23 protein-coding genes and 2 tRNA genes are annotated in these 22,323 nt (G+C 55.4%); 10 read left to right on the forward strand and 15 right to left on the reverse strand.

Annotated elements, in window-relative coordinates:
* Positions 1-59: 59 nt before the first annotated feature.
* Positions 60-1,466, forward strand: coding sequence for a DUF1996 domain-containing protein (locus tag IM267_RS13125; RefSeq protein WP_193033556.1), 1,407 nt, complete (start codon positions 60-62; stop codon positions 1,464-1,466).
* 56 nt (positions 1,467-1,522) lie between these two features.
* Here IM267_RS13125 and IM267_RS13130 read toward each other — a convergent pair whose 3' ends face one another.
* Positions 1,523-1,663, reverse strand: coding sequence for a hypothetical protein (locus tag IM267_RS13130; protein WP_003857665.1), 141 nt, complete (start codon positions 1,661-1,663; stop codon positions 1,523-1,525).
* A 125-nt stretch (positions 1,664-1,788) separates the two neighbouring features.
* Between IM267_RS13130 and IM267_RS13135 the strand changes: the two genes are divergently transcribed.
* The gene (locus IM267_RS13135) at positions 1,789-2,571 is read left to right on the forward strand and encodes an MBL fold metallo-hydrolase (protein ID WP_193033557.1); all 783 of its coding nucleotides are present in this window, start codon (positions 1,789-1,791) and stop codon (positions 2,569-2,571) included.
* A 72-nt stretch (positions 2,572-2,643) separates the two neighbouring features.
* Complete coding sequence (locus tag IM267_RS13140) at positions 2,644-3,279, forward strand: carbonic anhydrase (protein ID WP_193033558.1); 636 nt, start codon at positions 2,644-2,646, stop codon at positions 3,277-3,279.
* Positions 3,280-3,307: 28 nt separating this feature from the next.
* On the opposite strand, the gene IM267_RS13145 is transcribed toward IM267_RS13140, so the two are convergent.
* From IM267_RS13145 to mdtK, 4 genes are all read right to left on the reverse strand, one after another.
* Entirely contained in the window at positions 3,308-4,903 is a 1,596-nt protein-coding gene (locus tag IM267_RS13145; RefSeq protein WP_193033559.1) for an FAD-NAD(P)-binding protein, read from the reverse strand.
* A 122-nt stretch (positions 4,904-5,025) separates the two neighbouring features.
* Positions 5,026-5,102, reverse strand: a tRNA-Val gene (locus tag IM267_RS13150).
* Between the two features lie 4 nt (positions 5,103-5,106).
* A tRNA-Val gene (locus IM267_RS13155) sits at positions 5,107-5,183 on the reverse strand.
* A gap of 153 nt (positions 5,184-5,336) precedes the next feature.
* Positions 5,337-6,710: an MdtK family multidrug efflux MATE transporter gene (gene mdtK / locus IM267_RS13160; protein WP_107535207.1), complete on the reverse strand. Its 1,374-nt coding sequence runs from the start codon at positions 6,708-6,710 to the stop codon at positions 5,337-5,339.
* 225 nt (positions 6,711-6,935) lie between these two features.
* Between mdtK and IM267_RS13165 the strand changes: the two genes are divergently transcribed.
* Complete coding sequence (locus tag IM267_RS13165) at positions 6,936-7,577, forward strand: riboflavin synthase (RefSeq protein ID WP_063448935.1); 642 nt, start codon at positions 6,936-6,938, stop codon at positions 7,575-7,577.
* A 31-nt stretch (positions 7,578-7,608) separates the two neighbouring features.
* Here the strand turns inward: IM267_RS13165 and cfa are convergent, their stop codons facing one another.
* Together cfa and punC are read right to left on the reverse strand one after the other, a co-directional pair.
* Positions 7,609-8,757, reverse strand: a complete 1,149-nt coding sequence (gene cfa / locus IM267_RS13170; RefSeq protein ID WP_107535208.1) for a cyclopropane fatty acyl phospholipid synthase — start codon at positions 8,755-8,757, stop codon at positions 7,609-7,611.
* Between the two features lie 297 nt (positions 8,758-9,054).
* Positions 9,055-10,254 carry a purine nucleoside transporter PunC gene (gene punC, locus IM267_RS13175; protein WP_107535209.1) on the reverse strand — a complete coding sequence of 400 codons (1,200 nt, stop codon included), beginning with the start codon at positions 10,252-10,254 and terminating at the stop codon, positions 9,055-9,057.
* Positions 10,255-10,367: 113 nt separating this feature from the next.
* On the opposite strand from punC, the gene punR reads away from it, so the two are divergent.
* Positions 10,368-11,279, forward strand: coding sequence for a DNA-binding transcriptional activator PunR (punR, locus tag IM267_RS13180; protein WP_047353996.1), 912 nt, complete (start codon positions 10,368-10,370; stop codon positions 11,277-11,279).
* 17 nt (positions 11,280-11,296) lie between these two features.
* On the opposite strand, the gene purR is transcribed toward punR, so the two are convergent.
* Positions 11,297-12,322, reverse strand: a complete 1,026-nt coding sequence (gene purR / locus IM267_RS13185) for an HTH-type transcriptional repressor PurR (RefSeq protein WP_006809011.1) — start codon at positions 12,320-12,322, stop codon at positions 11,297-11,299.
* A gap of 297 nt (positions 12,323-12,619) precedes the next feature.
* Here purR and IM267_RS13190 point away from each other — a divergent pair, with 297 nt between their 5' ends.
* Together IM267_RS13190 and IM267_RS13195 are read left to right on the forward strand one after the other, a co-directional pair.
* On the forward strand, positions 12,620-12,709 hold the full coding sequence (locus IM267_RS13190; RefSeq protein ID WP_003857632.1) for a YnhF family membrane protein: 90 nt from the start codon (positions 12,620-12,622) through the stop codon (positions 12,707-12,709).
* A gap of 161 nt (positions 12,710-12,870) precedes the next feature.
* Positions 12,871-14,037 carry an MFS transporter gene (locus tag IM267_RS13195; protein WP_112792974.1) on the forward strand — a complete coding sequence of 389 codons (1,167 nt, stop codon included), beginning with the start codon at positions 12,871-12,873 and terminating at the stop codon, positions 14,035-14,037.
* Positions 14,038-14,074: 37 nt separating this feature from the next.
* Here IM267_RS13195 and sodB read toward each other — a convergent pair whose 3' ends face one another.
* Together sodB and IM267_RS13205 are read right to left on the reverse strand one after the other, a co-directional pair.
* Positions 14,075-14,656: a superoxide dismutase [Fe] gene (sodB, locus tag IM267_RS13200; RefSeq protein ID WP_063867005.1), complete on the reverse strand. Its 582-nt coding sequence runs from the start codon at positions 14,654-14,656 to the stop codon at positions 14,075-14,077.
* A gap of 122 nt (positions 14,657-14,778) precedes the next feature.
* On the reverse strand, positions 14,779-15,537 hold the full coding sequence (locus tag IM267_RS13205; RefSeq protein WP_063867003.1) for a C40 family peptidase: 759 nt from the start codon (positions 15,535-15,537) through the stop codon (positions 14,779-14,781).
* A 339-nt stretch (positions 15,538-15,876) separates the two neighbouring features.
* Between IM267_RS13205 and grxD the strand changes: the two genes are divergently transcribed.
* Positions 15,877-16,224 (forward strand): monothiol glutaredoxin 4, encoded by a 348-nt coding sequence (gene grxD, locus IM267_RS13210; protein ID WP_003832760.1) that lies wholly within the window; start codon positions 15,877-15,879, stop codon positions 16,222-16,224.
* 77 nt (positions 16,225-16,301) lie between these two features.
* On the opposite strand, the gene rnt is transcribed toward grxD, so the two are convergent.
* The 5 genes from rnt to eptA form a co-directional block, all read right to left on the reverse strand.
* Positions 16,302-16,961: a ribonuclease T gene (rnt, locus tag IM267_RS13215; protein WP_193033560.1), complete on the reverse strand. Its 660-nt coding sequence runs from the start codon at positions 16,959-16,961 to the stop codon at positions 16,302-16,304.
* 96 nt (positions 16,962-17,057) lie between these two features.
* The gene (gene gloA / locus IM267_RS13220; protein WP_063448928.1) at positions 17,058-17,465 is read right to left on the reverse strand and encodes a lactoylglutathione lyase; all 408 of its coding nucleotides are present in this window, start codon (positions 17,463-17,465) and stop codon (positions 17,058-17,060) included.
* Between the two features lie 99 nt (positions 17,466-17,564).
* Entirely contained in the window at positions 17,565-18,662 is a 1,098-nt protein-coding gene (locus IM267_RS13225) for an alkene reductase (protein ID WP_063867000.1), read from the reverse strand.
* Between the two features lie 53 nt (positions 18,663-18,715).
* A complete protein-coding gene (locus tag IM267_RS13230; protein WP_063866998.1) occupies positions 18,716-19,315 on the reverse strand; it encodes a TetR/AcrR family transcriptional regulator in 600 nt (199 codons plus the stop codon).
* A 26-nt stretch (positions 19,316-19,341) separates the two neighbouring features.
* Positions 19,342-20,982 (reverse strand): phosphoethanolamine transferase EptA, encoded by a 1,641-nt coding sequence (eptA, locus tag IM267_RS13235; protein WP_193033561.1) that lies wholly within the window; start codon positions 20,980-20,982, stop codon positions 19,342-19,344.
* Positions 20,983-21,129: 147 nt separating this feature from the next.
* Between eptA and IM267_RS13240 the strand changes: the two genes are divergently transcribed.
* Positions 21,130-21,369: a DUF1289 domain-containing protein gene (locus tag IM267_RS13240; RefSeq protein WP_063866994.1), complete on the forward strand. Its 240-nt coding sequence runs from the start codon at positions 21,130-21,132 to the stop codon at positions 21,367-21,369.
* A gap of 48 nt (positions 21,370-21,417) precedes the next feature.
* Positions 21,418-22,314: an aldo/keto reductase family oxidoreductase gene (locus IM267_RS13245; RefSeq protein ID WP_063866992.1), complete on the forward strand. Its 897-nt coding sequence runs from the start codon at positions 21,418-21,420 to the stop codon at positions 22,312-22,314.
* Positions 22,315-22,323: the final 9 nt, after the last annotated feature.

Genomic DNA, 22,323 nt, shown 5'->3' on the forward strand with positions numbered 1-22,323 from the left:
TCCTCGGTAATTGATAGCCGTTTTGTTACCACTATCTCCTTTCTCAGATGGAGATAATAATGAAACGGACAGTACTCACCCCCACACTCTCTGCCACCGCGCTACTGCTTGCCATGCAGGCGGCGCACGCTGCGCCACAGGCGCACGTGGTTTGCGGTTATTCCCACACCCTTGGCGATGATGCCATTATGATGTACGGCATGCCCAACGAGGCCATGCTGCACGATTTTTTTGGTAACGTGCAAACGGACGCTTACTCCAGCCGCGAATCGCTGCGTACGCAAGAAAAGACGACCTGCGATAATAAAGCAGACAGCTCGGCCTACTGGGCGCCGTCGCTGAGGTTGCCGGACGGAACGGTGGTGAAACCCGCCTACCAAAAAACCTATTATCAGGCATCGAACGTTGACGCCTGGCCGCTGCACCCGTTCCCGGCGGGGCTGTCGCTGCTGGCCGGCGATCATCACGGCACCGCGCCCAATCCCCATATCACCTTTTTATGCGCCAACGGCAAGGGCTACACCAACAAAACGGGTGAAGTCTGCGGCTTACGTAAGGCGAAGGATGCCGTGCAGTTTAATATCGGCATTCAGTTCCCCAACTGCTGGGATGGAGTACACCTGAAGCCTGCCCACGGTCTGGTTAACGCCACCTACGACACGAAAGGGCAGTGTCCGTCCGCCTTCCCGATTAAGATCCCGACGGTGAACATGAATATCGCGTACGTGCTCCCGACGATTAGCGCTCTGGACACCAGCAAAGCGCAGCTTTCACTCGACCCCATCATGCACGGCGATGAGCGCGAGGAGTTGTGGGGAAGCCTCTATACGGCGCATGCTGACTTCATGAACGGCTGGACGGAAGATGCCGCGCGCTTTATGACCGACCTGTGTATGAACCGCGGACTGGATTGCGGCACCACTGTCCCGTACGGATATTCAAAAGCGAAGGCCAACGTCTGGCTAAGCAGCCTGGAACCCACACTGTCGCAGCCCGATCCTCAGGCCTTACTGGTGCAGGATAACTGGCAGAACGGCGGAAGGACGAAAAACAGCGAAACCTTGTCGCTGGTGAAGTTCAACATTCCTCCGCTGCCTGCCGGCCAGGATCCTGCCCAGTTTAAGTACCGCGTGCGTATCTATGGCGGGAAAGTGGAAACCAACGGCGCGGATCAAATCTTCTTCTATCCGGCGAGCAACGACTGGGATCCGGCCAGCGTGAACTGGCACGCGCGACCGTCCTGCAACTACCGATCGGATGCGGTGCTGTACCTGAACCACGCCCGCGAATACCGGATGGTGGATGTCGATAAAGCGGTACGCAAGGCGCTGGCAGAAGGGAAAACCGAAATTTCGTGGTATATCGGCGGCGATCGTCAGGGAAACCACTATCAGTTTGAGACGGCATCATCTCCGCAAAGTCTGATCCTGATGCTTACCGGGTTTAGCAAAACGCCGGAGAACTGATAGCGGGTGAAAACCTCATGCATAAAAAAAGCACCGGGGCTTCCGGTGCTTTCTCGTCAGATCTTGCAGGCATCGCCGCAGTCGTCATCGGCGACAATCGCCTGGGCTTTTTTATCCGCGTCGTCGAGACGTTCCGCGTTGCGCTCTTCTGCTTCATCCAGCCCGTTAAAGACTAAGTTATCGAGATCAATTTCCATGTGCCACCTGCGTTATTCAGTTTTTGATACTGGCACAGTATAAGTCAAAAAAAGCGGGCGATGCACCCCGCAGCACATATGGATAATCCCTGCCATACTCAGTGCTTTATTGCTGAGGAACGCTGATGATTACGCTGTGTAAAACCTGCGGTACCGCTTATGATGAACACCCCAAACGCTGCCCGATTTGCGACGATGAACGCCAGTATGTTCCGGTGACGGGCCAGGCGTGGACGGATTTCGATAGTCTTACGGCCACGCATACCAACAAATGGCAACAGCTGGAGCCGCAGCTGTTCAGCATCAAAACCGTCCCCTCTTTTGCCATTAACCAGCGCGCCATCCTGCTGCGCATGCCGCAGGGCAATATCCTGTGGGACTGCATCGCGAACCTTGACCCGGCCACCAGAGCGTTAATTGACGCGCTCGGCGGGATCGGCGCGATTGCGATTTCGCACCCTCATTACTACACCACCATGCAGGAGTGGGCCGCGGCGTTTAACGCGCCGATCTACCTGCACGCCAGCGATCGGCAGTGGGTAATGCGTGACAGTCCGGCGATACGCTTCTGGGAGGAGGACACTCTGGAAATTATGCCGTCGGTAACGCTGTTGCGACTGGGCGGGCATTTCGCAGGCGGCACGGTGCTGCACTGGCAGTCAGGCGACGGCGTACTGCTGGCCGGTGATATTTTGCAGGTCACGCCGGGTAAAGACGCCGTGTCGTTTATGTGGAGTTATCCGAATATGCTCCCGCTGCCTGCCCGCACCGTCGAGTCAGTGACCGGTCGACTGACGGGGAAAAAGTACCAGCGCCTGTACGGGGCCTTTGAAGGACAAAACATCCTGACGAACGCGGATGAGATCGTGCAGCGGTCGGGCCAGAAATATATTGCTTGTCTCCGGTAGGGCACGGTGGTTAAATTTTACGAGTGTGATCGCGATCATACCTAAACTAAAACAGATAAAAGAGAAATGGCTATGCAACATATCATTGAAGGTTTTCTCAGCTTTCAAAAAGAGATTTTCCCGCAACGTAAAGAGCTTTTTCGTAGTTTAGCGTCCAGTCAGAATCCCAAAGCGCTGTTCATCTCCTGCTCCGACAGCCGTCTGGTTCCGGAACTGGTTACGCAACAGGAGCCAGGACAGCTCTTTGTCATTCGAAACGCTGGCAACATTGTGCCACCGTTCGGGCCGGAGCCTGGCGGCGTCTCAGCGACCATCGAATACGCGGTGGTGGCCCTCGGCGTTACCGATATCGTAATCTGCGGCCACTCAAACTGCGGCGCGATGAAGGCGATTGCCGATAACGCGGATCTGGAGCCCATGCCGGCCGTTTCCCACTGGCTGCGCTATTCTGATGCGGCGAAAGCGGTGGTGGAGAAGAAAACCTGGGATACGCCAGTCGATAAAGTGAATGCGATGGTGCAGGAGAACGTCTTTGCGCAGCTGAGCAACATCAAGACCCATCCGTCGGTGGCGGTAGGCCTGCGCAACAACGCCATCCGCCTGCACGGCTGGGTGTATGATATTGAAAGCGGCAAAATCCTTGCCCTGGATAAGAACACCAAAAGCTTTGTATCGCTGTCGGAAAACCCGGAAGTCTTCTTCGAGTAATCCGACACCGTAGGGCAGGGAAGCCCGGTTAAAACTCCATGAACGGTAATTTCCGCCGCACGCCCGACGCAGGGTTTCCCGCCGCTTTCGCCATCGCCTTACCAATTTCAGCGCACTCTGACAAACCCTGAACAAACGGATGGTCGTGCATCAGCCAGGGGATCGCCCCAAACGCGATACGTCCGCGCAGAGATGCAGGTGACAGCAACGTGTAGTCTTCCCCCACGTCCGGTATCTCATCGCCCGTTTCCTCAAGCTGTTTGCGCAGCGTCGGGAAGGGAATATCCTTATTTTTGAGCGGTTTTTGCCCGCGCGCATCAATAAAGACATCGAAGCGATAACTCTTTTCTTGCGTGGTGATGACGGTTTGATCGCTGCCGATATCCAGGTCGTAATCATCACCGAGGGCGACTACGCTGATGATCCCTGCCTCTCGGAGCGCCAGTAACCGGCGGATAGACTGCGGTGGAATAGCGGCATAGTTATCGATAAATACGCGCTCCAGCCCCGACTTAAACCGCTCTCTGTCCTGTTCGTTAAGTGAAGGGACAATCGCCTGAACCACCTCATGCAGACGAAGCACGGTATAGCGCCAGGCAACGGTGCGTTTGTCGCGCTTGTTGTGCTCCACCTCTTTCAGATTCGCTTCGGCCCAGGTGAAAGGACCATGATTTTTACGATCCTCAAACCAGACCTCACGAAGGGTGTCGGCATTCAGCGTGCTGAGCGATATCGTCTGGCACCACTGCGGATCGGCCAGCTCAAGCTCTTTCACCATCAGCGCAAAGATGCGGTCAAGCAGCCCGTCCGGGCCTTTAGCGATCTCGCTTTCCGCCACAGATGCCGTTAACACCGACAGCGGTTCATAAGGAATAGGGCAGTAAAAGTCGGCTTCCGGCAGAACGCCCGTGCGGGACATCAGCGTGATTTTTAACCCCTCGCTGCCTTTATTGACAACGAACTGCTCGCCGGTAAACCGACCGTGCTGCATCACAACCGCCATCGCGGCGTCCAGCCCGCTGAGGGACGTCCCCATGATCCCCACCTCGCAGGCTCGGATCTCTGCGTCCATCAGCCCCGACCATGGGCTCGGGTACCAGGCGCGGGTGGCTTCATCTTCATCAGGCCAGACGTGACCGGTGGCGACCACGGCAAGATCGAATCTTCTGGAGAAAGGCGCATCGTTCACTGACAGGGCCACGCCGTCTGCATCTGCTTTGATATCCGTTACTTCTGCGTTGGGATGAACCTCGACCTGAAATCCTGCCTTTTTTGCCTCGGCAACGACGGCGAGAAAACGGTCGTGGAAATATTCACCCAGCAGAATACGGGGCAGAAACTGCCGGTCGTGCAGTTTGTCTTTGTCGACGCTATAGCGGGCAAGATGGGCTGCATTTTGCTGCTTAAGCCAGTCGAGATAGGTGATAAAAATGGGTGGGATTTCAATACTGGCGATGTTCGCCAGCATCAGTCGGGAGTTATCTTCATCGCTGTAAGGCATACCGACGCCGGGCTGATCTGCTTTCTCAAACACGGTGATCGAAAGGGGCGCTGCGTTGGTAAGAAGTGAGTAGAAGGTGTAAATCCCTGTTGGGCCTGAGCCGATAATGGCAATTTTTTTCATCGAAAGCGTTCCTGCGTTTCTGAACCATAGAATAAGCGTAGCAGGAGAAAGGTTAAGTCATTCAATGAAGGGAAAAATTAAGACGTTCAGAAGAGGATTTTTGCACCATTTCAGGACTGAAATGGTGCGTCCGAGTGGACTCGAACCACCGACCCCCACCATGTCAAGGTGGTGCTCTAACCAACTGAGCTACGGACGCAGAATGGTGCGTTCAATTGGACTCGAACCAACGACCCCCACCATGTCAAGGTGGTGCTCTAACCAACTGAGCTATGAACGCATTGTGTTGTCGGTGACAACGGGGACGAATATTAGCGGCACAGCACCAAGGTGGCAAGAGGGAAAATGCATTTTTCTCTCTGATTTCACGCGATTGCTTCATTACCGCGCAAAGTGAAGAGAAAGTAGCCGCCAGCCGGCGGCTACAGGGTCATTAACGTGCAGCGCGCTGCAAAATAACCGTAGAGGGCTGACGTTGCAGGAAGCGCATGCGCAGCATCATCATAATGGCCGCAGACGTTAAGCCGATGATAAAGCCCATCCAGAACCCGGCTGGCCCCATGCGATCCACCACCAAATCCGTGAGCGCCAGAATGTAGCCACTCGGCAGGCCCAGCACCCAGTAGGCAATGAAGGTGATAAAGAAGATGGAACGCGTATCTTTATACCCACGCAGCACGCCGCTGCCAATCACCTGGATGGAGTCAGAGATCTGATAAATGGCCGCCAGCAGCATCAGGTGCGAGGCCAGCGTCACTACCTCCGGATTGTCGTTATAGAGCAGGGCAATTTGCTCACGCAACAGCACGGTAAAGAGGGCGGTACAGACCGCCATGCAGACACCGACGCCCAGCCCGGTGCGGGCAGCCGTTTGCGCATCCAGCGTAGAACCTTGCCCCAGACGGAAGCCCACGCGAATCGTCACCGCAGCCGCCAGCGACATCGGCAGAACAAACATCAAAGAGCTGAAGTTCAGCGCGATCTGGTGGCCTGCCACATCAATAATCCCTAACGGCGAAACCAGCAGGGCGACAACGGCAAACAGCGTCACTTCAAAGAACAGCGCCAGCGCAATGGGCAGACCCAGCTGGGTCAGGCGGGTCAACATCGACCAGTCAGGCGTGCTAAAGGCGGTGTCGTTGCGAATGTCGCGCATGGATCGCGCATGCTTAATGTAGGTGAGCATGCTTCCGAACATCACCCAGTACACCGCTGCCGTCGCAACGCCGCAGCCCACGCCACCGAGCTCCGGCATGCCAAAATGACCGTAAATGAAGATATAGTTCACGGGAATATTCACCAGCAAGCCGATAAAGCCCATCACCATGCCCGGCTTGGTTTTTGCCAGCCCTTCACACTGGTTACGTGCTACCTGAAAGAACAGATAGCCGGGGGCGCCCCAGAGCAGGGCGCGCAAATAACCGACCGCCTTATCTGCCAGCGCCGGATCGATATTATGCATGGCGCGGATAATATACCCGGCGTTCCACAGGACGATCATAATCAGGACGGAGACGCCCCCGGCCAGCCAGAAGCCCTGGCGAACCTGATGGGCCACGCGGTCACGTCGACCGGAGCCGTTAAGCTGTGCGATAACGGGCGTCAGCGCCAGCAGCAGGCCGTGACCAAACAGAATGGCCGGGAGCCAGATTGAGGTTCCGATCGCCACGGCGGCCATATCGGTGGCGCTGTAACCACCGGCCATTACCGTATCCACAAATCCCATTGCGGTTTGGGCTACCTGCGCGACGATCACCGGTATTGCCAGTGCCAATAACTGACGCGCTTCGATCATATACTTCTGCACGTGAACACCTTTGTATTGTAGTTATTTGAGAGACTAAAAAGGCCGCCGTAACTGGCAGCAAGAAGAAAAAACAGAGGGATGCCAGCTATTGTAGCGGGGTTTAACTAATTATCTAGTGAAAAAATCCCCAGAAATTGCGCATCACTGGCAACCTGTTTTTTCAACTGTTATTGTGGTGGGATTATACGGTGTCATCGCCGTTCGGAATGAACAGGAGCTGTAAGCATGTTTACTGGTATTGTGCAGGGCACTGCCAAAGTGGTGTCCATTGATGAAAAACCGAATTTCCGCACTCACGTGGTCGAGCTGCCTGAATATATGCTCGACGGCATTGAAACCGGGGCGTCGATAGCGCATAACGGCTGCTGCCTGACGGTGACCGAAATTAACGGTAACCAGATCGCTTTTGATTTAATGAAAGAGACGCTGCGCATCACTAACCTGGGCGAGCTGGAAGTGGGGGATACCGTCAACGTTGAGCGGGCGGCGAAATTCAGCGATGAGATTGGCGGGCACCTGATGTCGGGCCATATTATGACCACCGCCGAAGTGGCGAAAATCGTGACCTCGGAAAATAACCGTCAAATCTGGTTTAAGGTGCAGGATCCCACCTTAATGAAATACATCCTTTATAAAGGATTTATTGGCATTGATGGGATTAGCCTGACCGTAGGTGAAGTGACGCCAACCCGTTTTTGCGTGCATTTAATTCCAGAAACGTTGCAACGTACGACGCTTGGTTCAAAAAAACTGGGGCAGCGGGTGAATATCGAAATAGATCCGCAGACCCAGGCGGTCGTGGATACCGTTGAGCGCGTGCTGGCGGCGAAAGAGGCGGCGATAATAAAGGCCGTGGAAGAAGAATAAAAAATAACCCCGGGCAACCGGGGTTATTTTTTTAGCGGGCCACGCGCAGGCCGTGCTCAATCCCGCGACTAAACACCACCTGCCATAGCTGTATATCCCGCGCGCGAAAAGCCCCGGCACAGGCATTGAGATAATAGCTGAACATCCGTTTGAATCGTTCCGAATAGTTGTCGGCGATTTCAGGCCATGCGGCCTGGAAACGTTCGTGCCACGCCATCAGCGTGGTGTCGTAATCTGCGCCAAAATTATGCCAGTCTTCCACAATGAAATGCGGTTCGCTGGCGTTGGCAATCTGGCGAACAGAGGGTAAACAGCCATTCGGGAAGATATATTTGTTGATCCAGGGATCCACGTTGTTGTCGGTGCGCTTAGAGCCGATGGTGTGTAGCAGGAAAATACCCTCAGGCTTCAGGTTCCGGTCAGCGACCTCGAAATAGGTCCTGTAGTTCTTAGGCCCGACGTGCTCGAACATGCCAACGGAAACAATGCGGTCGAACTGCTCGTTCAGGTCGCGGTAATCCTGAAGCCGAATATCGACATCCAGCCCCAGGCAACGCGCCTGCGCCATCTTCTGCTGTTCAGCCGAAATCGTGACCCCGACGACGCTCACGCCGTAATGCTTCGCCATAAACCAGGCAAGGCCGCCCCAGCCACAGCCGATGTCCAGCACGCGCATGCCGGGCTGCAACTGCAATTTATCGCAGATCAGCTGTAGCTTATCCTGCTGCGCCTCTTCCAGGGTCGTCGCTTTTTTCCAGTATCCGCAGGAGTACTGCATTAACGGGTCGAGCATGCGGCTGAAAAGGTCGTTGCCCAGATCGTAATGCTCTTTGCCGACGATCCACGCGCGCTTTTTACTTTGCAGATTGAACAGGCGGGCGGAGGCGATACGTAGCGTATCTTTAAAGTGACGGGGGAGCTGATTTTCCAGACCGGCGCGTAATACGCTGGAGAAGAACATATCCAGCCGTTCACACTCCCACCAGCCGTCCATATAGCTTTCACCCAGCCCTAACGATCCCTCCTGCAAAACGCGTTTGAAAAAATCGGGATGTTTAATCTGGGGATCGGAGGGCGATGAGCCATTAATCGTAATGCCCGCACGTCCCAACAGTTCACTGACGATCCGGGACCAGTTATCGTCCGGAACGCTGACTTCTTCTATACACGATGAACTCATAGCTTCTCCATCACCTTGCTGTGATCAGAACCTTAAAACAGCGTAGACGCTTTTTTGGTTTGTGAGAAATCTCACGGTAAATGCCCGCGAGGCTAATATCCGACGTAGAACAGAGGAAGGGAGATAACCCTTGCCGAAATGCCTTCCATGGTAAAACGGGAGCGCTCCGGCTCCCGTTAACGCTTAATATTTATCGTATTTATCGAACCAAATTTAGTATAGGCCTCAAAAATGGGTGATTCAACAGAAAATTGTTAGCAACCTAATCACTGGTTTTTAACATAATTTCCCGCGCAATCAGGCATGAGACGTTTCGGTTTGCGCGTTGTCATTCTGCTCGCGACGCGCGGAGGACTGCATGCGATACCCCAGACCCGCCAGCGCAACGGTGACCAGCATTACGCTGGTGGTGGTGAGCAGTGGGGTGACAATCAGCGCAGAGACCACGAGGCTTGCCAGGAAGCACAGGCCAAGTTGCAGGGTATTTTGCAGCGCGGCAGCGCGGCCCGTCGCCTGCGGGAACGGACGTAACGCCTGCGCCACAACGATAGGGTAAATGGCCCCGTTAGCGATCGCCATAACGCAGAACGGAATCAAAATTTCTGCAAGCCCGGCGCCGGGAATAAAGCCGACGGCCCAGGTCGCAATCACGCTTAACGCATACAACACCAGCAGCCAGGGCAGCATCTGTTGGCCTTCCCATTTTTGCAGTGCGGCGCGACAGCCATAGCCACCCACCAGGAAGGCGATGGTCTGTGGAACGTAGCTCAGGCCGATAGCCGCCGGGCTGTAGCCCATGTCATGCAGAATGAACGGCGAACCGGTCAGCCAGGCAAAGAAGCTGGCAGAGCAGGCGGCATAAATCAGCACGTTACCGCGATAGGCTTTTGCCCGCAGTAAGGAGGTAAAGGTCACTGGCTGCGCGTCCGGATGCGTCTCTTTTTTACGCGCAGGCTTGAGCCCGAACGCGGGCAGCATCAGCACCAGCGTGATGGCAAACAGCGTGGCGAAAATGGCCTGCCAGTCGAAATGCGCCAGGATCCAGCTGCCCAGCAGCGGGGCGAGCGCCGGCGACAGGCCGACCAGCGGCATAATGGTGGCGAAAATTCGGTTAGTGCGCGAAGCCGGATAATAATCGGTTACCAGCGCCTGCCAGGTGACCGCTGCGGCACAGACGCCGACGGCCTGGATGAAGCGCAGCACGAGGAGCCAGGCGGCATCGCGGACCCACAGCATGCCCAGACAGCCTACGGCAAAAATTGCCAGTCCCAGCAACAGGACGGGTTTACGGCCAAAACGATCCGAGAGCGGCCCCCAGAGCAGTTGCGCCAAGGCAAAGCCTGCGAGGAACAAACTCAGGCTGGCGCTGATGGCGGCGGCAGGGGTTTGCAAATCTTCCTGCATCGCGGCGAACGCGGGCAGATACATATCGGTCGCCAAAAAGCCCAGCACGCTTAAGCCGCCGAGCCAGACTAAAAATCCTTTCCTGGGTTGCACTGTTTATTCTCCTGAGGAGGCAGGTGTACGTTGGCGCAGAGTGTAGGAGGTGCAAAGCAGCTTGTGAAACGCTAATATTTGGCGGGTGAATTCAAAAATTTTGCAGGCAAAAGATGTGGTCAGATTATTCTCTTGAAGTGGTCGATGCCGTGGCGCGTAACGGCAGCTTTACCGGTGCCGCCCAGGAGCTGCATCGCGTTCCCTCGGCCATCAGCTATACGGTGCGTCAGCTGGAAGCGTGGCTGGCGGTCCCGCTGTTTGAGCGGCGCCATCGCGACGTGGAGCTCACGCCGGCCGGCGCGTGGTTTTTGAAAGAGGGGCGGTCTGTTATCAAAAAAATGCAGATCACCCGCGAGCAGTGCCAGCAGATCGCCAACGGCTGGCGCGGGCATCTTTCCATCGCGGTGGATAACATCGTTAAGCCGGAACGCACCCGGCAGATGATCGTCGATTTCTATCGTCATTTCTCCGACGTCGAATTGCGCGTTTCACAGGAGGTGTTTAACGGCGTCTGGGATGCGCTGGCGGACGGCAGGGCAGAGATGGCAATTGGCGCCACCCAGGCGATCCCGGTTGGGGGGCGCTACGCGTTTCGCGACATGGGCATGCTGAGCTGGACCTGCGTGGTCGCGCGCGATCATCCGCTGGCGGCGCTGGAAGGGCCGCTGAGCGATGACACCTTACGCAACTGGCCCTCGCTGGTGCTGGAAGATACGTCCCGTTCGCTGCCGAAGCGCATTACCTGGCTGCTGGATAATCAGCGCCGCGTGGTCGCGCCGGACTGGGAGTCGTCAGCCACCTGCCTGAGCGCGGGGCTGTGCGTTGGCATGGTGCCGGTGCATTTTGCGCGTCCGCGCATCGACGCGGGGGAGTGGGTGGCTCTGACGCTGGAAAATCCCTTCCCGGACGCCGCGTGCTGTCTGACGTGGCAGCAAAACGACGTATCGCCCGCCATGGCCTGGCTGCTGGATTATCTGGGAGACAGCGAAACGCTGAACCGGGAGTGGTTACGAGGACCAGCATAGCTGGCCCCGTAAAAGGATTAACGACGGTAGTCGCGGAACGGACCATCCGCAACGGAACGGCGTTCAATCAGGCGCGGGTGCACTTCAATGGACTGGGACTGTTCACGCTTGTTGACGATCCTGTCCATCAGCATATTGAAGGCGGTTTCACCCAGCGAATCTTTCGGCTGGTGAATGGTGGTCAGCGCCGGCGTAAAGAAGCGGGCGTTGCGCACGTTATCATAGCCGATCACCGAGATATCCTGCGGAACGCGCAGGCCGAGTTCATCCGCCGCACAGAGGGCGCCCATGGCCATGATATCGCCGCCGCAGAACACAGCGGTAGGGCGATGCGGCTGGGAGACGATCTGCTGCATGGCGCGATAGCCCGACTCCGGCTCGAAATCGCCCTGAACAATCCAGTTTTCCGGCACGGTAATCAGCGCCTCTTCCATCGCCTTCATGAATCCGGCCAGGCGGCCAGCACCGGTATTTCGCTCCAGCGGGCCCGGGATCACGCCAATTTCACGGTGACCGCGTTCCACCAGGTAACGCCCCGCCATGTAGCCGCCTTCAAAGGCGTTATCGATAACGGAGTCGGTGAAGTCGGCGCGCGCTTCGCCCCAGTCCATCACCACCATCGGAATGTGGCGATACTCTTCGAGCATGGAAAGGACCGACTCTGGGTATTCAGAACACATCACCAGCAGGCCGTCGACGCGCTTTTGCGCCATCATCGACAGATAAGCGCGCTGTTTCTCAATGTTGTTCCACGCGTTACCCAGAATCAGGGTATAGCCCTTCTGGAAGCAGTTTTTTTCAACGGCTTCGATAATTTCAGCAAAGTAGGCCGCTTCACTGCTGGTGGCCAGCAGGCCAATCGATTTGGTGTGATTAACCTTCAGGCTACGCGCGACCGCACTAGGCGAGTAGTGCAGTTCTTTGATCGCTGCCCAGACGGCATTGCGCGTCTCTTCAGCGACAAAACGCGTTTTGTTAATAACATGTGATACGGTTGTAGTGGAAACGTTTGCGCGTTTTGCTACGTCTTTAATTGTTGCCATTAAATGTCACTCCAGACCATATCCTAAGCTCCTGAAACCATTGAAGGTAAACGTTTGCCTTCTCTCACCCTTATTACGCAATCTTGAGTTGCGACACGCCGGGAAAACGACACAGGACGTCAGGAGGGGGTCAGTGGCCGGTACGCTAATAAATTTAGCGTGGAATTTTGTCCTATCTTGATGAAAAGGGGAAGAGGTAAAGTGGATATCCGCTTAAATCCTGGAAGATTTTTGACCTGAACTGTGTAAAAATGAGCAGGCTCACTTTTCGTAGGGTGAATAAAAGGAGAAAAATTGATGAGTACCGATCTGAAGTTTTCGCTGTTTACCACCATTGTTGTTCTTGCCCTGATTGTTGCGGGTGGTTTAACCGCTGCGCTGCACTGATTTAGGTGGAGGGAGAATTTTCTCCCTCGCTTGCCGCTACTGTTATCTTTCCGGCAAAAATCTTTTGCCAAAATGTTAACTTCTCATTTTTTGTGATTGATGTCATGCTTTTGACTTCTTAGTTCTGTGCCGGGTAACGGCACGGTATCCGGAGTTTATTCATGAAAATCAATTTTCCCCTGCTGGCCCTGGCGATTGGCGCTTTCGGGATTGGCACCACTGAATTCTCCCCGATGGGGTTATTACCTGTTATTGCCCGGGGCGTGGATGTCTCTATCCCTGCGGCCGGTATGTTGATCAGCGCCTACGCGATCGGCGTGATGGTGGGCGCGCCGCTGATGACGCTGCTGCTTTCGCACCGCGCGCGCCGCAATGCGCTGATTTTCCTGATGGCGATTTTCACCCTGGGCAACGTGCTTTCCGCGATTTCGCCGGATTACACCACCCTGATGCTTTCCCGTATTCTGACCAGCCTGAACCATGGCGCCTTCTTCGGACTGGGCTCGGTTGTTGCCGCCAGCGTGGTGCCAAAACATAAGCAGGCCAGCGCGGTAGCCACCATGTTTATGGGGCTGACCATCGCCAATATCGGCGGTGTCCCCGCCGCCACCTGGCTGGGAGAAGCTATCGGCTGGCGTATGTCTTTCCTCGCAACCGCCGGACTGGGCGTGGTCGCGATGGTCGCGCTGTTCTTCTCACTGCCGAAAGGAAGTGCGGGAGAACGTCCGGAAGTACGTAAAGAGTTGGCGGTGCTGATGCGTCCCCAGGTGCTTTCCGCGCTGCTCACCACGGTACTGGGGGCGGGGGCGATGTTTACGCTCTACACCTATATCTCCCCGGTGCTGCACGACATTACCCACGCAACGCCACTCTTTGTTACCGCGATGCTGGTGCTGATTGGTGTCGGGTTCTCGATTGGCAACTATCTCGGCGGGAAATTTGCCGACCGCTCCGTGAGTGGGACGCTGAAAGGCTTCTTAACGCTGCTGATCGTCATCATGGTGGCGATCCCGTGGCTGGCGCGTAACGAAGTGGGCGCCGCGGTTGCCATGGTGGTGTGGGGCGCCGCAACCTTTGCCGTGGTGCCGCCGTTGCAGATGCGCGTGATGCGTGTTGCGCATGAGGCGCCGGGGCTCTCATCATCCGTGAATATCGGTGCGTTTAACCTGGGCAATGCGCTGGGAGCCGCTGCGGGCGGGGCGGTGATTTCCGGTGGTTTAGGTTACAGCTTTGTGCCGGTGATGGGGGCGATCATTGCCGCACTCGGCCTGCTGCTGGTGATGATGTCCGGGCGTAAACAGCCAGAAGCGGTGTGTACGGCGGAATAAACAAAAACGCAGAAGGGTTGCCCCTTCTGCGTGTCCCTTACGCGGCGAAGTTCTTCGCAACAAATTCCCAGTTAACCAGTGCCCAGAAGTGCTCCAGGTAGTTCGGGCGCGCATTACGATAATCAATGTAATAGGCGTGTTCCCATACGTCCACGGTCATCAGCGGCGTTGCGCTGGTGGTCAGCGGGGTACCCGCATTAGAGGTGGAAACGATAGCCAGTTTGCCATCGGCCTCCTTTACCAGCCAGGTCCAGCCGGAGCCAAAGTTTTTAACGGCGGCGTCAGTAAACTTCGCTTTGAAATCCGCGAAGCTGCCGAACGCGGCGTTAATCGCTGCGGCCAGGTCACCGGTAGGTTCCCCGCCTGCATTCGGTGCCAGGCAGTGCCAGTAGAAGGTGTGGTTCCACACCTGAGCAGCATTGTTGAATACGCCACCGTCTGAATTGCGCACGATCTCTTCCAGCGTTTTGCCTTCAAAATCGGTGCCTTTAATCAGGTTGTTCAGGTTGGTGACATAGGTCTGGTGATGTTTGCCGTAATGGTACTCCAGGGTTTCCGCGGAAATGTGCGGGGCCAGGGCGTCTTTTGCATACGGTAGTGCAGGTAATTCGAACGACATTGCTTCTCTCCTTATTGTTTTATACGTTGCCAATAACCCTACAGACAACAAGGACAGAATAGCAAATTGAAAGGGTATGCAAAAGAGGAACTTACCCTGCCGCACGGGCGACAGGGCAGAGTTTAGCGGACGGTTTTTGGCGTCATCACGCGGCGCGCACCCACATAGTGGCGCACCCAGTAGTCTTCGCTGAGGGAGGTGATCTGAATGTCCCGTCCGCTGCGCGGTGACTGGATAAACTTACCGTTACCCACGTACACCCCAACGTGATCGGCCGTACCGCGTCCCTGAGTGCGAAAGAACACCAGGTCGCCATTTTGCAGCTCGCCCCGGTTTACAGGCGCGGCGTCGCGCAGGTGGTACATTTCATTGGCGGTGCGAGGAATGCGGAACTTCACCAAATCTTTATAGGCATAATAGACCAGCCCGCTACAGTCAAAACCGGTGCGGGGAGAGGTGCCACCCCAGCGATACGGTTTACCAATTTGCCCCATCAGCTTATTCATCGCCGTTTTTTGCGCTTTCTGCATACGCGCTTTATGCACGTCAGCCAGCTTCGTCACTTTAGCGCATTTTGTTTTATGTCCTTTGCGCACGGTGCATTTTTCACTCACAAGGCTGGCGGTTTTACGGGTGGTTTTGTGCGTGCCGGAACGGAGGGTTTTGGTTTTGCTTGAGGCGGTCTTTTTGGTCTGAGCGGTGGTTTTCTTTTTAACGGTTTTGCTGGTGGTTTTTTTCTTACGTTCTGTGGCTTTTGCCAGATGCGTTTTTTGTACAGCAGAATGCCGCGCCTGTTCGGAGGCGTTCGCCGCTGGCGTCAATGAGAGTGTGGTAAACAGTAAAGCACAGAGCGTCATCGAGATTTTAGTTATCCGCGCCACTGGGCAGTCCCCTGATAAGTGCAGGCCAATAAAGCATACCCGCGTGAGATTTACAAAACCTGTCGATTCTAATCCATAAAATCAGAATAAGTTAATAGCATTTTTCATTCAAAAATTGTGTTTCGTTAGCAAGTGCAAAAAAATTCACCATTCTGTTGCACGCGTGTTCGCTCCTTAAGCAAAACCGCACGGTGCGTGGCGTTAAGCGTCATTTGCAATGCAACTTTATGCGATAAGCGATAAAATAATGAGACGTGACAAAAATGTTATTTTCCGATGTCGGCCTGAACCGCTACAATGTCAGACTGATGCCGTAACAGAAGTTAAAGGAAGCAAGACATGAGCACCACTATTGAAAAAATTCAGCGCCAGATCGCTGAAAACCCGATTCTCCTGTACATGAAAGGTTCCCCGAAGCTGCCAAGCTGCGGCTTCTCCGCGCAAGCTGTTCAGGCGCTGTCTGCCTGTGGTGAGCGTTTTGCTTACGTTGATATCCTGCAAAACCCGGACATTCGCGCCGAGCTGCCAAAATACGCAAACTGGCCGACCTTCCCACAGCTGTGGGTTGACGGTGAACTGGTTGGCGGATGCGACATCCTGATTGAAATGTATCAGCGTGGCGAATTGCAGCAGCTGATCAAAGAGACTGCGGCGAAGTATAAAACCGAAGAGCCGGACGCAGAGTAAGTTTTCTGCGGATATAAAAAAGCGACCACATTATGCTGGTCGCTTTTTTTTTCGCGTGGCGCTGTCGCTTACCCGACTTACGACGGAATATCGGCCTCGTCGCCCATCGGCAGGGGCCAGCCGCCCAGTCGTTTCCAGCGGTTGACGATCTCGCAGAACAGCTCCGCCGTGCGCTCTGTGTCGTACAGCGCGGAATGGGCCTGGGTGCCGTCAAACGCGATACCCGCTGTGATGCAGGCTTTGGACAGCACGGTTTGCCCCAGCGCCAGGCCGCTCAGCGCAGCGGTGTCGAAGGTCACAAACGGATGGAATGGATTGCGTTTCAGCGAGGCGCGCTCGGCAGCAGCCATGGTAAAGCTATGATCGAACGTCGCGTTGTGGGCCACCATGATGGCGCGGCTACAGTCATTTTCTTTCATGCCTTTACGCACCATTTTGAAAATGGCGTGCAGCGCTTCGTACTCACTTACCGCACCGCGCAGCGGGTTTGTCGGGTCGATTCCGTTAAAGGCCAGCGCCTCTGGCTGTAAGTTTGCCCCTTCAAAGGGTTCAACGTGGAAATGCAGCGTGGTGTCCGGTACAAGCCAGCCCTGTTCATCCATCTTCAGCGTGATGGCGGCAATCTCAAGCAGCGCATCGGTTTTAGCGTTAAATCCGGCTGTTTCTACATCAATGACAACGGGATAAAAACCACGAAAACGGTCGCACAGACCGGTAAATTGAGCGTTATCGGACATCAGGGTCTCTTACAAGGGGGAAAAAGCAGTGCGCATTATGGCAAATTTTGAGAGGGGATGCAGCAAAACAACGGGCGCATAGTGCGCCCTGTGGGATCAGTTGCCCAGACCGCGACCAGCGTCTTTGGCTTCGATCAGCTCAATTTTATAACCGTCCGGATCTTCAACAAACGCAATCACGGTGGTGCCGCCTTTAACCGGACCGGCTTCCCGGGTGACGTTACCGCCGTTGCTGCGGATACGTTCGCAGGCTTCCGCCGCGTTATCCACTTCCAGCGCGATGTGGCCGTAAGCCGTGCCCAGCTCGTAGCTGTCCACGCCCCAGTTATAGGTCAGCTCAATGACCGCTTCATCTGACTCCGGGCCATAACCCACAAAAGCCAGAGAGTATTTATATTCCGGGTTTTCGCTGGTGCGCAGCAGCTTCATGCCCAGAACGTTAGTGTAGAAATCGACAGAACGTTGCAGGTCGCCAACGCGCAGCATGGTGTGAAGTAGGCGCATAATTTCCTCATTAACCAATGAAATGGATTATCTTTTTGAACAGAAACGATGTTTTAGTATAGCGGCGAAATGTCGCCGCTATCAACGTACAAAGCGGGATTAGAGTGAAGGGTAGTCGGTATAACCTTCCGCGCCGCCACCGTAGAAGCTTTCAGGGCGCTGTGGGTTCAGTTCGGCTTTCTTCTGCAAACGGGTCACCAGATCCGGGTTTGCAATGTAATCGCGGCCAAAGGCCACGGCGTCGATCAGGCCTTTCCCGATCAGGTCTTCGGCTTTTTCTGCCGTATAGGCACCCGCCCCGATAATCACGCCGTGGAAGCGCTCGCGCACTTTCTGGCGGAAGGCTTCGGTGTAAGGCTTACCGCCAGCCCAGTCCGGCTCGGACATGTGCAGATATGCGATACCGCGTTTCGCCAGCTCTTCAATCAGATACAGCGCGTCCGCTTCTTCGTTCGGACCGTTGTCGACGTTCTGGAAGGTACCGATCGGGGAGACACGAATACCAATACGGTCAGCGCTCCACTCGTTACAAACGGCGTCTACCACTTCAAGCACCAGACGCGCACGGTTTTCGACGCTGCCGCCGTACTGGTCGGTACGCTGGTTGGAGGACGGTGACAGGAACTGATGCAGCAGGTAACCGTGCGCAGAGTGCAGCTCGACCAGGTCAAAGCCTGCTTCACGGGCGTTGGCAACGGCCTGGCGGAAATCGTTCACGATACCCGGGATCTCGTCCAGCTCCAGCGCGCGCGGCGTGGTAGTGTCGACGCGGATCGCGTTACCGTTTTCGTCGCGCAGGGAAGTACGGGTATTCGCGTTCAGGGCAGAGGCAGAAACCGGCGCCTGACCGCCAGGCTGGATGCTGCTGTGCGAGATACGACCGGTGTGCCACAGCTGAACCGCGATACGGCCATCTTCAGCGTGCACGCCTGCGGTGATTTTTTTCCACGCGGCGATCTGTTCCGGGCTGTGCAGACCCGGCGCACCGGCGTAGCCTTTGGCCTGGGCAGAAATCTGCGTGGCTTCGGAGATGATCAGGCCAGAGCTGGCGCGCTGACGGTAATATTCACCCATCAATGGCGTTGGGATGTCGCCCGGCTCGATGCTGCGCAGACGGGTGAGTGGGGCCATAAACACGCGGTTTGGGGCGGTAACGGCACCGACTTTCAGTGGGGTAAATAGCTTTTCAGCGGACATAACGGCTCCTGAGTAGACCAGTCGACTAGTAAAAGGGTAAATAAAAACGCCGGCTACGCGCCGGGCGCCGTAATACAACGTTTCACATGCGCCAGCGCGCTTTCGAGCGGCACGGCACTGCGAGAAATTTTTGCTTGCAGGTTGGCGCCTAGCCAGAGGGAATAGAGCACCTGTGCCTGCGTGAGCGGATCGCCGGAAAAGCCGAGCGTTTGTTCATCGCGGCCTTTATCCAGCGCCTGAGCCAGCAGAGCGATAACACCGCTGGCCCCTTTATCCATGGCGGTGCGCATATCTTCGGAAAGATCGCACACTTCGGCAGACAGTTTTACCGTCAGGCAACCGCTGATGATGCCCTGCTGACAGAACTGCGTCAGCGTTTCCTGATAGTAGTTCAGAATACGATCCCGGTAATTCCCTTCACCGCAGGCGAAGTGGGTTGCCAGGCGCTGATGATAGCTGGCGTAGTGCCGCTCCAGCATGGCCACGCCAAACGCCTCTTTGGATCGAAAATAGTGATAAAACGATCCCTTAGGCACTTCAGCGGTTTTTAACAACTCGCTCAGCCCCATCCCGGTAAACCCGCGATGCATGCAAAGGCGCTCGCCGGTAGCCAGTAAATGTTCGCGCGTATCGTGTTCTGTGTGTCTGCTCATGCCTTCACTCTAATAGACCGTTCGGTCTAATGCAAGTCAGCCTGGCGTCGACACTGCGACATAATATCCAGCTGTGGTTGGTAAACCGTTGATTTTACGTCCATCATGCCCAGCACGGTGGCGAACAAATTATCCTGTGAAACCGCATCTTTTGCAGCGTGGGCGCGCAGGCAGTCCGGGTTTACGCCAAAGTTTTTCACGTAATCCGGGGAGAGCCAGAACATGAACGGAATATGCGTTTGCTGTTCCGGGGCCAGCATATACGGCGTGCCGTGCAGGTAAATACCGCTTTCGCCGAGGGACTCACCGTGATCGGAGAGGTAAATCAGCGCCGTATTCATACTGGCCTGCCGGGCTTTCAGCGCGTCGATAGTTCGGCTGAGGACGCTGTCGGTATACAGAATCGAGTTGTCATAGGTATTGATCAGCGACTGATGATCGCAATCCTGGATTTCATTGGTATCGCACGTCGGCGTAAATTTCCGGAAGCTGTCCGGGTAACGGTTGTAATAGGCCGGGCCGTGGCTCCCCATCAGGTGAATAACAAGAACCGTGTCCTGCTTCAGACCATCCAGCACGTTATCCAGACGGTACAGGTTGACATCGTCCAGACAGGATTTGTCCTTACAGAACCGATCCAGTTTCCACTGCGTCATGTCCGTATGCGGTACGCGGTTACAGGCGCCTTTGCACCCGCCGTCATTGTCGCGCCACAGCAGGTTGAATCCGGCGTGGTTAAGCACGTCAAGCAGACCTTCCTGATGGTGGGCGAGGTCAGCGTCATATTTTTTTCGCGTCATGCCGGAGAACATGCAGGGGACGGAAACGGCGGTTTCCGTGCCGCAGGAGGTTGCCTGTGGGAAGTTGATGACATCCTGCTTTTTCAGCTCGGGGTTGGTTTCACGCGGGTAACCATTTAACGAGTAATTTGCGGCGCGGGAGGCTTCGCCCACCACCAGAACCAGCACGGTTTTCTTGTGCTGGCCGGAAATCAGCGCGCCTTTATGGGCATCCTCGCCGATGCGGACCAACGTCTGGTCGCCGGCAAACCAGCGCATTTCGCTGTACTTCACTATGGCGCTGACGTAATTCGCTGGCGTGACCATTTTCACGATGCTTTTATTATTGCGGAACAGCGAAGCGTAGTCTTTATAGAATACCGCCGCGACCAGGATAATCACCAGCAGCGCGCCGAGCATGGCGGCGAAACGCGTCAGCAGGGCATACCACCATTTTCCGCTTCGAATGCGCGTCAGGGCTAACACGATCGAAGGAACCAGACCCGCCACGACCAGCCACAGGAGCATCTGCGGCGTCACCAGGGCTGTCGCTTCCTGAGAGTTAGTCTCGAATACGTTCACCATCATGTTCTGATCGATAACCGCGCCATAGGTATACATAAAATACGTCGCGGCGGCGCATCCTATGGTCAGGACAATCATGAGCGGCTTGCGAATGTAGGGAATATTCAGCAGGCTAAAAACAATGACCCAGCCGCAGAACAGTACCAGCGGCACGCTGGCGGCAAAAAGCACGTCGTGCAGACGGGAAGGTGCGATAATCGACCAGCTACGCTGAATAAACAGCGCATTTAACACGGTGAAAAAAAGCGCACAGGCCAGGGTAAATTTTATATCGTTACAGCGTAAATTTTTAGCAAACCGCATGATGATTCAACCATTCGTTATATCAATGCGACGAGTATAAGAAGCGAAGATTAGCGAAACCTTAATGCCCCGTTTGTGGGGAACACCCTTGCATGCAGGCCAATTAGGGTCTTCACTGTAGGGAATGATGGCGTTGTGGAGGTGGGTGTGGCAGAGCAACTGGAATTTTTCCCTGTCCAGAGCCCGTGCCGGGGTATTTGTCAGGTTGATGAAAAAGGGTACTGCCGCGGGTGCATGCGCACGCGCGATGAACGTTTTAACTGGCAAAACTTCAGCGACGCGCAAAAGCAGGAGGTCTTACGACTCTGTCGACAGCGACTGCTGCGTAAAATTCGCGCAAACAAAGCGGTAGAAACCGAAGAACCTCAGCAACCCTCACTGTTTTAGCAAGGTAATTACGTATACTGGTGACATGACTTCCTTGAGGAAAATGTTATGGTTCAGCGTATTACCCTTGCCCCGCAGGGCCCGGAATTCTCCCGATTTGTAATGGGCTACTGGCGCCTGATGGACTGGAATATGTCTCCCGTCCAGCTGGCGAACTTTATTGAAGAGCATCTCGATCTCGGGATCACTACCGTCGATCACGCTGATATTTATGGCGGCTATCAGTGCGAGGCTGCCTTTGGCGAAGCGCTGAAGCGGGTGCCGGCGCTGCGTGAACGTATGGAGATTGTGACCAAATGCGGTATTGCCACCACGGCAAAACCGGAGCATGCCCTCGGACATTACATCACCGACAGCGCGCATATCGTTAAAAGCGCCGAGCAGTCGCTGGTCAACCTCGCCACCGATCGTATCGACCTGCTGCTGATCCACCGTCCCGATCCGTTGATGGATGCGGATGAGGTTGCGGAAGCGTTCCTGACGCTGCACCAGAGCGGTAAAGTGCGTCATTTCGGCGTGTCTAACTTCACACCGGCACAGTTTACGCTGTTGCAGTCTCGTCTGCCGTTTACGCTGGCGACGAACCAGGTGGAGATCTCGCCTGTTCACCAGCCGCTGCTGCTGGACGGAACGCTCGATCAGCTGCAACAGTTACGCATTCGTCCGATGGCCTGGTCTTGTCTCGGCGGCGGTCGCCTGTTTAACGATGAGGCCTTCCAGCCGCTGCGTAACGAGCTTGAAACCGTGGCCCGCGAACTGAATGCGGAAAGCATCGAGCAGGTGGTTTACGCCTGGATCCTGCGCCTGCCGTCTAAACCGCTGCCCATTATCGGCTCCGGCAAAATTGAGCGCGTACGCGCTGCGCTGGTGGCTGAAGAGCTGGAGATGTCGCGTCAGCAATGGTTCCGCATCCGCAAGGCGGCTCTGGGCTACGACGTACCCTGAGTGCGCGGA

Origin of the sequence: Enterobacter cloacae complex sp. P15RS, assembly GCF_014895905.1 — a bacterium.
Lineage (GTDB): Bacteria > Pseudomonadota > Gammaproteobacteria > Enterobacterales > Enterobacteriaceae > Enterobacter > Enterobacter quasihormaechei.